This window comes from Huintestinicola sp. (genome assembly GCF_051882455.1).
GTDB lineage: Bacteria > Bacillota > Clostridia > Oscillospirales > Ruminococcaceae > Huintestinicola.
Genome location: NZ_JBJERV010000014.1, coordinates 72,023 through 84,609, shown reverse-complemented (window position 1 = coordinate 84,609; position 12,587 = coordinate 72,023). Strand labels below are relative to the sequence as shown.

Annotated in this window: 9 protein-coding genes and 1 other RNA gene; 7 read left to right on the top strand and 3 right to left on the bottom strand. The window is 46.3% G+C overall.

The window, feature by feature from the left end; translation table 11 throughout:
* Positions 1-43: 43 nt before the first annotated feature.
* The 5 genes from ACI4J0_RS02210 to ACI4J0_RS02190 all read left to right on the top strand — a co-directional run bounded on the left by ACI4J0_RS02210 (position 44) and on the right by ACI4J0_RS02190 (position 5,724).
* Positions 44-1,087, top strand: a complete 1,044-nt coding sequence (locus tag ACI4J0_RS02210; protein ID WP_439764179.1) for a class B sortase — start codon at positions 44-46, stop codon at positions 1,085-1,087.
* 67 nt (positions 1,088-1,154) lie between these two features.
* Positions 1,155-2,744 (top strand): SpoIID/LytB domain-containing protein, encoded by a 1,590-nt coding sequence (locus ACI4J0_RS02205; RefSeq protein ID WP_439764178.1) that lies wholly within the window; start codon positions 1,155-1,157, stop codon positions 2,742-2,744.
* A 19-nt stretch (positions 2,745-2,763) separates the two neighbouring features.
* Positions 2,764-4,071 (top strand): thymidine phosphorylase, encoded by a 1,308-nt coding sequence (locus ACI4J0_RS02200; protein WP_439764177.1) that lies wholly within the window; start codon positions 2,764-2,766, stop codon positions 4,069-4,071.
* A 52-nt stretch (positions 4,072-4,123) separates the two neighbouring features.
* A complete protein-coding gene (locus ACI4J0_RS02195; protein ID WP_439764176.1) occupies positions 4,124-5,200 on the top strand; it encodes a lysostaphin resistance A-like protein in 1,077 nt (358 codons plus the stop codon).
* A gap of 164 nt (positions 5,201-5,364) precedes the next feature.
* A complete protein-coding gene (locus ACI4J0_RS02190; RefSeq protein ID WP_439764175.1) occupies positions 5,365-5,724 on the top strand; it encodes a type II toxin-antitoxin system PemK/MazF family toxin in 360 nt (119 codons plus the stop codon).
* A gap of 53 nt (positions 5,725-5,777) precedes the next feature.
* On the opposite strand, the gene ACI4J0_RS02185 is transcribed toward ACI4J0_RS02190, so the two are convergent.
* The 3 genes from ACI4J0_RS02185 to clpB form a co-directional block, all read right to left on the bottom strand.
* Positions 5,778-7,634 (bottom strand): hypothetical protein, encoded by a 1,857-nt coding sequence (locus tag ACI4J0_RS02185; protein WP_439764174.1) that lies wholly within the window; start codon positions 7,632-7,634, stop codon positions 5,778-5,780.
* Positions 7,635-7,863: 229 nt separating this feature from the next.
* Positions 7,864-8,679 (bottom strand): helix-turn-helix domain-containing protein, encoded by an 816-nt coding sequence (locus ACI4J0_RS02180; RefSeq protein WP_439764173.1) that lies wholly within the window; start codon positions 8,677-8,679, stop codon positions 7,864-7,866.
* A gap of 144 nt (positions 8,680-8,823) precedes the next feature.
* Positions 8,824-11,439: an ATP-dependent chaperone ClpB gene (gene clpB, locus ACI4J0_RS02175; RefSeq protein ID WP_439764172.1), complete on the bottom strand. Its 2,616-nt coding sequence runs from the start codon at positions 11,437-11,439 to the stop codon at positions 8,824-8,826.
* Positions 11,440-11,587: 148 nt separating this feature from the next.
* Between clpB and smpB the strand changes: the two genes are divergently transcribed.
* Both smpB and ssrA read left to right on the top strand, forming a co-directional pair.
* Positions 11,588-12,058 carry an SsrA-binding protein SmpB gene (smpB, locus tag ACI4J0_RS02170; protein WP_432649866.1) on the top strand — a complete coding sequence of 157 codons (471 nt, stop codon included), beginning with the start codon at positions 11,588-11,590 and terminating at the stop codon, positions 12,056-12,058.
* 17 nt (positions 12,059-12,075) lie between these two features.
* Positions 12,076-12,427: a transfer-messenger RNA gene (ssrA, locus tag ACI4J0_RS02165) on the top strand.
* Positions 12,428-12,587 lie beyond the last annotated feature (160 nt).

Genomic DNA, 12,587 nt, shown 5'->3' with positions numbered 1-12,587 from the left:
CCGAAGAAAAAGCGCATAAAATATTTTTAAGAGGTTATATCATATGTCAATGAGCGATGAAGCAAGAGGCTCCACCCCAAGAAGGGCCTCAAAACCCAAGGTAAAAAAAAGCTTTAAGGAATCCTTTATTCCTCAGAAGGGCGACAGCTCCTCCGAGATCATAAACAAGCTTATAGTGATCTTGTCAATAATTGTGCTTATTGTATGTGCTGTAATTCTCGGAAACTACTTTTATGAGATGTACGAGGCAAAGCAAAATCACAATACCCTGAAAGTCATTTACCAGAAAGCACAGCAGTCTGTCATCACTCAGGAAGCTCCTGCTGAAACAGAAATACAACCCGAAAGCAACGGAGAGCTTGCTCCCGAGGAAAGACCTCCCCTGACAGTTCTTCCTGCCGCTCAGGAGCTGCTTACCATAAATGCGGACACAATAGGATATGTCCGTATCCCCAACTGTGTTGACGAGCCTGTGGTAAAGGGAAAGGACAATGAATACTACCTTAACCATAATTTCTATGACAACCAGAGGCAATGCGGCACCTGCTTTGCCGATTACAGAAACGTTGCAGACGGCTATGAGCGTTCGGACAACATTATCCTGTATGCCCATAATCAGAAGGACGGCACAATGTTCGGAAACCTCGACTACTACCGCTGGGACCCCGCATATTGGCTCAAGAACCCCTTCATCTACTTTAACACCAATTATTCCGAAGATACCTATGTAATAATCTCCTCCTTTGTTATAAATACAAAGCCGGAGCATGACGACAACAGACCCCTTTTCGATTATCAGAATTACATTGATTTCAATGATAATTATACCTATGAGAAGTTTATGGACGAGATCACCAAGCGAAGCACCATCATTTCAGGCGTAGACTGCAATGAGAATGACGCATATCTCACCCTTTCCACCTGCTCCACCGAATGGGACGACTCCCGTCACGTTCTTGTCGCAAGAAAGCTGAGAGACGGAGAGACCGCCGAAAACTTTGATACAACAAAATTCAGCAAAAATCCTAACCCGAAATGGCCCGCTATCTATTATAAATATAACGGCGGTACATATATAGACGAGTGATTGTCAAAGGAGATCTGCACTTGTCCTTAAAAAAGAGAGAAAAAAACAAACGAGAAAGGATAATACTATGAAAGTGAGAGCTGTCCTCAACGGAATTGCGGCATTATGCGCCATCGGAGCATTTTACACGTTCGCCTTCTGTATGGTAGACGATGCCAGCGATGCTGAAATATCCAAGGAATATTACTTTAACACCGCCACCGAGCAGACTGAGCAGGAAACAGAAGCATCTGTTTTAAAAGCGGAAATGCCGGTGAATATATCAGGCATATTGGGAAATGATAGAAACGGAGCATATCTCCCCGACAGTTCGGATAATGAAAGGGTGAGCAGCCATATAAGCAATACCCCCGGCTATCAGGCTTCCCCCGATAATTCTTCCGAAGATACCGCTCCTGCTGCAACACCAATATACACAGCACCCGAAGCAACGACCGAAGTACCTGTTTCCGCCGAGGATACTGCCGCCACAGAAAGTGCGGGAGCCGATACAGAAGCTTCCAAGGCCGAGCCCGCTGACGATACCGAATATGATATGGTCCCCGAGGATACCGACCTGGATATTGTAATATCGGAAAATACACTCGGTGAAGCTGTGATAGAAAATAACAGCGCATTTGCAGACGAGGAGCAGACTTCCCCCGATCTTCTTTCTGAGCTTGACAAGGGACCAACTCAGGAAGAAATAATGCAGAAGCTTGGTGAAATGCAGTCTGAATACAATAGCCAGACTGAGCCTGCTCCCGAAAGTACAGTAGATTTCTGGAGCAGCTACTACCCTGACGAGACCACCACAGTTTCATCAACAGGCACATATTTTGAAACTATCCCCAGCTTTTCCGAACCCGTTCCTTCGGAGACCGAGCTTACCACCACAACTCCCGAAGGCACAGAGATAGTCACCGCAAGATTTGACGGCAGCGTTCAGGAAATAAACGCATACGATCTTGTTTGTATGATAGTTTCCACAGAGATGTCACCCTCTTTCGATCAAGAGGCACTCAAGGCTCAGGCAGTTGCCGCTTATTCATATGTAAAATACCACAATGTAAACGGTCTTATCCCTTCGGTGCTTGTAAAGCACGATATTCCCGATGAAGTAAGACAAGCCGTTGACGCAGTATTCGGAAAATGCTGCTATTATAACGGAACGCCCGCCCAGACCGTTTATACCGCTTCCTCAGCGGGTACAACAGCCTCCGCGGAAAACGTGTGGGGAGGCAATCCCGTCCCCTATCTTACCAGCGTTTCAACCCCCTTTGATATTGCTTCCGACCCGAATTACGGTGTAATTACCACATTCTCCGAGAGCTATATCAGAAGTGCCTTTGAAAGCTACCTGGGAATTACCCTTTCCGACGATCCTGCAAACTGGCTTACCGTTACGGGAAGAATAGACGGAAACTATGTAAGCAGCGTTAACGTTGACGGACAGGTCACTATCTCGGGAAGAAAGATCCGTGAAAATGTCCTCAAATTCGGAATAAAGAGCTGGTGCTTTGATGTCAGCTACGCAGACGGCGAATTTACCTTTGTTACATACGGCTACGGCCACGGCGTGGGAATGAGCCAGAACGGCGCAAATATCCTTGCAAAGCAGGGCTATACCTACGATCAGATACTTCAGTATTATTTCCCGGGAATTACGATAAGCTGAGATAGAAGGATAAAAAACTATGACCGCTTATGACATTATAATGAAAAAACGCCGAGGCAGCGAGCTTTCGAACGATGAGATCGAATGGATAACAAAGGGCTTTGTCAGCGGAGATATCCCCGATTATCAGATGTCGGCGCTGCTTATGGCAATATGCTTTAACGGTATGAGCCCCGAGGAGACCTCCGCGCTTACATCAGCAATGATAAATTCGGGCGATACCTATGCTCCCTCAAAAGAACTGGGACAGATATGCATTGACAAGCACAGCACAGGCGGTATAGGAGATAAAACGACCCTCATAGCTGCACCTATCTGCGCAGCCTGCGGAGTTTACGTTCCGAAAATGTCAGGAAGAGGCTTAGGTCATACGGGCGGTACCATAGATAAGCTTGAAGCGATCCCCGGTCTCAGAACATCTCTGACACACAGCGAATTTATATCCATAATACGTGAAGCGGGATTTGCGATCTCGGGTCAGACAGGCTCACTTGTTCCCGCCGATAAAAAGATATACGCCCTCAGAAACGCTACAGCCACAGTTGACAGTATACCTCTTATCTGTTCAAGCATAATGAGCAAAAAGCTGGCAACAGGAGCTGACGGAATAGTCCTTGACGTTAAGGTCGGCGACGGCGCGTTTATGAAAAATTACGGCGATGCCGAAAAGCTTGCAGAAGCTATGATAAGAGTCGGAAAGCTCGCAGGCAGAAAATGCACAGCAGTTCTGACCAATATGGAAAAGCCCCTCGGAATGGCAGTAGGAAATGCCGTTGAAGTAGTTGAGGCGATAGAAGCCCTCAAGGGAAACTGCCCCGAAGATCTTTATGAAATATCCATCACTCTTGCAGCGGAAATGCTCTTCCTTGCAGGACTCGGCTCACCCGAAAAATGCAGAGAGCTTGCATCGGAAGCTCTTTCATCTGGAAAAGCATTAAAGTCTCTTGAAAAAATGGCAGAGCTCCAGGGCGGAGACCCAAAAGCTCTTTATGACTATACTCTCCTTGGCATCCCAACGCATACAAAAGAAGTCATATCGGACAGAGACGGCTATATTTCAGGCATATCCTGTGAAAAAACGGGACTTATCTCACTCAGCCTGGGCGCAGGACGAAAGGTCAAAGGCGGAGATATAGACCCCACAGCCGGAATAATATTTAACAAAACAGTCGGTGATTATGTTAAAAAGGGAGAGTCTCTGGGAAAGCTTGTTACCTCGTCAAGCTGTGATATCGATGCTGCTGCCGAAGAATTTATAAGATTATTCCGTTTCAGCGATGCAGCACCCGAAAAAGCCCCCTCAGTAATAAAAATAATCAGAAACTAACAAATTCGCTCCGTATACGGGGCGTTTTTGGCATATAAAGAAAGGCAATTTTATGACATATCAAAACACCTATTCACTCCCGGACGCCGAAGAACACAAGCTTCTGAGAAAGCATTATTTCCGTCTTGCGTGGATAATGATAGTTCTCGTGCTGGTATTCAGCGGACTCAATACCCTTATAATGACCATATCCTCGGGAATTATGGGCGGAAGCTTCACAGAAGAAGGTATCAAAGCAGGCAAGCAAATTCTCCGTGCCACCCCCGTAATGTACGCCATCTATTCCTATGGCTTTCCTATTGCCGCAGATATCGCCGCTTTGGGAATAGGTCTGCTTATCACCAAGGCAGATCTTAAAAGCAGGCTGAAAACTGCGGGACTGAGCGGAAAAGGCTTTCTCGGAGCAACAGCAATGACCTTCAGTGTGGCAACCATAGCAGCCTTTGTTAATTTAATTCTTATCTTTGCCCTTATGGCTGCAATGGGAAAGCTGTCAGATTTCAGCATTGAAAATACCACATCAGTAAGCATTGCTCCAAAAGGCAATCCCCTTTGGCTCGATGTGCTGATATACATCTACATCTGTCTGCTCGGACCGATACTTGAGGAGCTTATTTTCCGCGGAGTTCTTCTTGAGGGTCTGCGAAAATACGGAAATCTTTTCGGAATAATAATGTCGGCAGTTATGTTCGGACTTATGCATCAGAACATAGCACAGTGTCTGCCTGCAGTTTCAATAGGTCTTGTCTGGGGATATATTGCCGTAAAAAGCGGCTCACTGCTCCCCTCCATCTTACTTCATATACTGAATAATACAATGTCGGCAGTGCTGCTGGTGGTAATACAGTCAGTTAACATAAACGATCTCAGCAATATGGCAGCCCTGCTGAATGTGTCAGTTTCCTTGATGCTGATCTCTTCGCTTATATCGCTTTTCAGGCTTGCCTGCGTTGTGGGTTCAATAATCATCATCGTCAGATATACCTCATCTGCCCACGGAAAGCTTGTTGAAACAAACGGATATACAAAAGCCAGGACCTGGAAATATCTTTTCACGTCACTTCCCTGGCTTGTTATCATGGGTTATCTGCTTGTTACCACCGTAACATCGATATCCCACCTTGCATAAAATAATAAGGGGCATATTTCCGCCGTTCCCCCATGATACCGACGGAGATATGCCCTTATTTTTTTGCGAAAATTTCTCGCTCTATGATTATTTTTCTTTCAGGCGGTAAAAATATAAACAGACAGAAAAAATCTCCTACAAAACAAGGAAAGGATGATACTAAAATGTCTGTAAAAAGAGGAGAAATATATTATGCGGATCTCAGCCCCGTAGTCGGCTCGGAGCAGGGAGGAATAAGACCGGTCCTGATAGTCCAGAACGATGTAGGAAACCGTCACAGTCCGACAGTAATAGCCGCAGCAATTACAAGCCAGCGTGAAAAGGCAAAGCTTCCGACTCATATTGAGCTTAATGCAGACAAATGCGGACTTTCAAAGGACAGTGTGGTTCTCCTTGAGCAGATCCGTACAATAGACAAAAAAAGGCTCAAGGAACGAATGGGAGAGCTTGACACTCCCTCCATGAATGAGGTAAACAACGCTCTTTCGATCAGTTTCGGTCTTGGTACAGGCGGGGCTACATAAGGTTCCGCATAAAACAGCCGCATTTTTCGGTTACGAAAAATGCGGCTGAAACATTATACTCTTACAATGGAAGGCTTTAAGATACGGCCGTTTCTGAGATTTTTAAATCCGTGGAGAACGACCTCCTTGACAGGACCCTCCGAAGCACTGCCCTTCTTCTTGTTATCAAAGAACGCAGCCTTTCGTTCCTCTCTTGTCATGATCTTAGTGTGCTGCTCCTCATCAAAAGCATCGCCGGGCTTAGTATCAAGCAGCTCGTAAAGAGGAGTGGGATAGCTGCTGTTGTGGAAGTCTAAGAAGTAAACAAATATCTGATTGAGGGTGTCGATATCGGAGAAATCCTCGTTGTTGATCTTCTGCTGTGCAAATTCCCAGAGAGCCTGGATATGACCCCACTGAGCGCCGCTGGAAAGGAAGCTTCTGACGGTAAGTTCCTCGTTGAATACATCTGAAAGACCCTTTTTGGTAGCAGGAGTAAGATTTTGATACTTCTGAAATACCTGTGTAAGATCGCCGAATGTTGAATTATATGCCTTGATATCCTTCTGAAGCTGAGCGATCTCATTGCTCTTTGCAGATAGCTCAGCATTTCTCTCGCCCACCTGAGCAGTAAGCTCCTCAGCGTGAGACTTGAGAGACTCAGCATATTTACCGATCTCCTCGATCTGGGAATTTTTAGTATTGATAGCTTCGGAGTACTGTTCAATTTTGGCGTTAAGCTCGCCTTCCTTGCCGGATATTTCTTCAATACGTGCATTGAGCGAATTGATAGTGCTGTCTCTTTCAGCAAGAATATTTCTTGCGTTCTCAACCTCCTCAGCATAAGCATTGGCAGTCTCGGCATATTCGTTGATCTTCTGTCTGAGAATGAGCATACCCTGGAGCTGAGTGTTTATCTGAGAAATAGTACTATCCTTGCGCTCGATATCCTCCTGAGCGGCAGCAAGCTTCTGCTCGATCTCCGCAGTCTTTGAAGCAGCAGAATCAGCAGCAGCCTTATATGTATCGACCTCAGCGGAAAGCTTTTCATATCTTCCCTTGAACTCAGCAAGCTCAGTCTCAAGAGCAGCCTTCTCGGAAGCAATACCTGCGGAACGGGACTCTGCGCTGTCTTTCAGATCGGCAATAAGCTTATCCTTCTGCTCTGCGTCAGCCTTGAGCTTGTCGATCTCGGAAACATAACCAACTATCTTAACGTCCATATCAGCTATGGTCTTCTGCAGCTCAGCAGTCTTTGCGGAGGAAGCGGCAGCCATAGAATCAGCCTGCGAGGAAGCGTCCGAAAGCTTTGCCTCCAGCTCTGCCTTTTCTTTTTTGAGCGCTTCTGTCTGAGCATTCTTAGCCTTTTCGGTCTCAAGCTCGGCAGTGAGTGCAGTAACCTTTTCGGTAAGGCGCGCTATCTCGGAATTTTTCTCAGAGCCTGAGGATTCAAGCTGCTTCTTCATATCGTCTCCTGCAGCTGTAAGAGAGTCGATCTGAGCCTTGAGAGCAGTTTCGGAAGCAGTAAGCTCGGAAACCTTTGCGTCCTTTGCAGAAACAGCAGCCTTAAGCTCATCGACCTCAGAGGTAAGACGTGCGATACGGTCGGCAGAGATCTTCTCAGCGTCGCTCTCGCCCGATTTAAGCTTCTCAATAGTCTCGTTAAGCTCGGCGATCTTCTTGTCCTTGCCTTCCGCTTCAAGCTTGACAGCGGCAGATGTACCCGACAAATCATTATAATCCGAAAGAAGATTCTTGTATTTTTCCTCTGCCGATTTAGCCGACTCCTCAAGCGCCTTGATCTTATCCTCATAAGCTTTAAGCTGTTCGGAAACGTTATCATCACTCAGAAGCTTTAACAGTTCTGATTTGATATCTTTATCCTTGAGACTTTCAATCAGCAGACTGCGAAACTCAACAACATCCATCAATACACAACCACCGTTTCTAAATATAATTTTTTGTGTTCGATTACACAAATTTCTTTATAGATATTATAACACAAAAAATCAAGCTTGTCAAATAATTCTTTGTAGAATTTGTGCAGTATTTTTTGTTATATAATACATAATGTTAACGAAAAATGCAGATACGGTAAATTATGCCGATAAAAAAAGGTCTGTATCACCAAAAAACTCAGTGATACAGACCAAATAAAACTTATTCGCCGGGGCGGCTCGCAATGATAAAGCTGTCAAAAAGCTCGTTGTAGCGAATATTTCCGCTTTCCGGAATAACAACAAATCCCGCTCTCATGGAGACCTCAAATTCCTTGTCACCGCATTTTACAGTTCCGCCGTTGCTTTCAAGCACCTTCTGTGCAGCCTTCTCAGCATCGGATCTGTCAGAAAGATCGGTAATAAGAACAAACTCATCTCCTCCGACTCTGACAAGCAGCATATCCTCGCCTGCCGCCTTGTCAATGCGCCTCAGACATTCGGCTATGGCAGCGTCGCCTGCCGCACTGCCGAATGTGTCATTTATGTACATAAGATGGCACATATCAAAGCAGACCGCATATTTTCCTCTGCGCTCTTTAATAAAATCATAAAGGTGAGAAACGTCAAATCTAATCTTACTGCTCATAATTTCATTCCCCTTCCCGTCAAACAGACGATCGTTCCTGCCAAGCTTGGGAAATATCTCGGAAAATCCGCTGCTTTTGCGAAAGCTTGCGGGAGTAACGCCCCAGAGCCTCGTAAATGCACGGGTAAACACCTCGTGGGAGTTGTAGCCGTATTTCACCGCAATATCAAGCACCGTGCTGTCGGTCTCGATAAGCTCCCTCGCCGCCATAGTAATGCGCCGGCGTGAAATGTAGTCGCTTATGCCGATGTGAAACACACAGCGGAACATTTTCTGCATATTTGAAAGGCTGTAGCAGCATTTTGCGGCACATTCCTCGGGGGTGACTCCCCTGCCGAGATTTTCTTCGATATAGTCAAGGGCTTCGGACAGAATTTCAAATTTTTCCATATTTATCACCGGTAATAAATTTAATGAAAGAAGCACGTCTGCCCCTCTGATAATATAATAACATAAAGGGAAAATGATTTCTTGATGTTTTGAGCAAAAAAGGGCTGTATCATTTCCGCCGGGGTAAATGATACAGCCCGAAAATTATTCAGTCTCAGGAGGAAGTGCCGTCACAAGCATCTTTTCACCGTCGCTGTCCACTCTGATGACCGTATCGGGCTCCAGATCCTCAGCGATCATAGTGCGTGCGATAAGAGTCTCAAGCTTGCTCTGGATATATCTCTTGAGAGGTCTTGCACCGTAAACAGGGTCATAGCCCTCCTTGACAATAAGCTCCTTAGCGCTGTCAGTGACCTCAAGCTCAAGCTGCTTGTCTGCAAGACGCTGTCTGAGCTTTTCCAGCATAAGGTCGATGATAGGATATATTTCCTTCTTGGAAAGAGGCTTGTAGAATACTATCTCGTCCAGACGATTGAGGAACTCGGGACGGAAATGGGTCTTGAGCAGCTTATCGACCTGTGCCCTTGCCTCGGGAGTTATCTCGTTATTTTCGTCAATGCCGTCAAGGATATAATCCGAACCAAGGTTAGAGGTCAGGATAATAATTGTGTTCTTGAAATCCACAGTCCTGCCCTGAGAATCGGTCACACGTCCGTCATCGAGCACCTGGAGCAGAATGTTGAACACATCAGGGTGAGCCTTCTCCACCTCATCGAAAAGAACAACGGCATAAGGCTTGCGGCGCACAGCCTCGGTAAGCTGACCGCCCTCCTCGTAGCCCACATAACCCGGAGGCGCTCCGATAAGACGGCTCACAGAGTGCTTCTCCATATACTCGGTCATATCGATACGGACAATGTTCTTCTCGTCGTCAAAAAGCGCCTGAGCAAGAGCCTTTGCAAGCTCTGTCTTACCAACACCCGTAGGACCCATAAACATAAAGGAGCCTAAAGGACGATTGGGGTCCTGAATACCTGCTCTTGAGCGGAGAATAGCCTCGCTGACTTTTTCTACAGCCTCGTCCTGACCGATGACCCTCTTGTGAAGGATATCTTCCAGACGAAGAAGCTTTTCTCTTTCGCCCTCCATAAGCTTAGAAACGGGAATGCCCGTCCATCTGCCAACTATCTTAGCAATTTCCTCGTCCGTCACCTTGTCACGGAGAAGGGTGTTCTTTTCATAATCGTCAGCCACATCTTCTGCTTCTTCCAACTCTTTTTTCAGAGCAGGCAGCTTGCCGTATTTCAGCTCAGCAGCCTTGTTAAGGTCATAGCTTCTCTCAGCCTCGGCAATGTCGGCATTGGTCTTGTCAATGTCCTCACGAAGCTTCTGGAGACGGGAAATGGAGTTTTTCTCGTTTTCCCATCTTGTTTTCATGGAGTTGAACTCGTCACGCAGCTCGGAAAGCTCCTTCTGAACTTCAACAAGCTGTTCCTGAGAAAGCTTGTCCTCTTCTTTTTTGAGCGCAGTCTCGGCAATTTCCTTCTGCATTATCTTTCTGGCAATATCGTCAAGCTCCGTGGGCATCGAATTCATTTCCGTCCTTATAAGAGCACATGCCTCGTCCACAAGGTCGATAGCCTTATCGGGAAGGAATCTGTCGGAAATGTATCTGTTAGAAAGCACAGCAGCAGTAATGAGCGCGCTGTCCTGAATTTTAACGCCGTGGAATACCTCGTACCTGTCCTTCAGACCTCTGAGAATTGAAATAGTGTCCTCAACAGTAGGCTCGTCTACCTGAACAGGCTGGAAACGTCTCGCAAGCGCAGGATCCTTTTCAATGTACATTCTATACTCATTAAGAGTGGTTGCACCGATACAATGCAGCTCACCTCTTGCCAGCATAGGCTTCAGAAGGTTGCCTGCGTCCATTGCGCCGTCAGTCTTACCTGCACCAACAATGGTGTGCAGCTCATCTATGAATAGGATTATCTTTCCGTCGGATTTTTTCACCTCGTTCAGAACAGCCTTTAAACGCTCCTCAAACTCACCTCTGAACTTAGCGCCCGAAATAAGGGAACCCATATCCAGAGAGAATATCTTCCTGTCCTTAAGATTATCAGGAACATCTCCCCTGACGATACGCTGAGCAAGACCCTCTGCAATGGCAGTCTTGCCGACGCCGGGCTCGCCTATAAGCACAGGATTGTTTTTGCTCTTTCTTGACAGGATACGAATAGCGTTTCGGATCTCGCTGTCTCTGCCGATAACAGGGTCAAGCTTGTTCTGTTTAGCCAGCTCCACAAGGTCCTGACCATACTTTTTCAGTACATCATAGGTATCCTCGGGAGTATCGTTGGTAACACGCTGGTTGCCTCTTACCTCCTGCAGCGCCTTCAGGAAACCGTCCTTGTCAAGAGCGAAATCGGTGAAAAGCTGCTTGATGTCCTTATCCCCATTGTCAAAATAGGACAGCATAATATGTTCAACAGAAACATACTCGTCGCCCATACTCTTGGCAATTGCTTCCGAAGCATTAAGGAGCCTGTCCAGAGACTGGGAGATATAAACTGTGTTCATATCCCTTCCGCTGCCCGATACCTTGGGTATCTTGCCGATAATGCGCTCAACGCTGCCTGCCACAACATTAGGGTCCTTGCCCAGCTTTTTAACGAGCTGAGGTATAAGACCGTTTTCCTGCACAAGAAGTGCATAGAGCAGATGAGGCTGGTCAACATTGGTGTTGCCGTAATTCATAGCGGTGTCCTGCGCCGCCTGAATTGCTTCAATGGTTTTTTTGGTAAGCTTCTGCATATTCATAATATCATCTTCCTTTCAGATGTAATTTTATTATATAATACGGAAATGTCGGAATTTGCTAAAAAATTTAAGGAGAAAAGCCTTGACAATGGGGCTCAGATATGGTATATTATTTGTTGCAGCATTCGTATGGAAAGGACGTGTTTAAATGCCTGCGGATAAGAGCAGTTTCAAAACTATCGCCGAAAACCGAAAGGCAAGGCACGATTATTTCATACTTGAAAGCTACGAAGCCGGTATCGAGCTTGTGGGAACGGAGGTCAAGGCTATCCGTCAGGGCGGCGTAAACCTCAAGGATTCCTGGTGTACCGTTGAGGACGGAGAGCTTTGGGTAAAGGGAATGCACATTTCTCCCTATGACCACGGCAATATTTTCAACCGCGACCCTATGCGCGTAAGGCGTCTGCTGCTTCACAAAAAGGAGATAAACAAGCTTTTCGGGCAGGTCAAACAGGAAGGGCTCACACTTATCCCCATCTCCCTTTATTTCAAAGGCTCAAGGGTCAAGGTCCAGGTGGGTCTGTGCAAGGGCAAGAAGCTTCACGACAAGCGTGACGCAATGGCTGCCGAAGCCGCAAAGCGTGATATCGACAGAGCCATCAAGGAAAAGAACAGGTAATATCCGCTTCAATTAACGGGGATGTAAAGGTTTCGACGGGGACTTTGAAGCATGATAAGCGAGCAGAGGATTGTGCTGATCTCTTTAACCCGCACACGTTTTAAAATTAGACGACAACGATAATTTTGAATTAGCAGCTGCTTAATTGCTGCTCGTCTGTCTGAGAAGTACCGCGGTCTCGGAACAGGCGCCGATCAGCGGTGAACGTCATACAGAAGTGCCTGCGTCTGTATGATGTACTGCAGGCTACCGAGCATAAGAGCGTGTCTGTTTGCTCTTATGCGAGGGAATGATAATAACAGACTATGCTCGTAGAAAGTTGTGTGGATCGGTTTTCGGACACGGGTTCGATTCCCGTCATCTCCACCAATCAGTTATCGTCCAAGGGCGGTGCAGGAGTCTGTCAGATCTCTCTGACAGGCTCTTTTCCTTTTCCACAACTAATAGTATATACGGCACATATGTCGATATTGTGATGAAATCGTGACTATACAGTAAATTTTAGCACTCAGATATAGAGAGTGCTAAA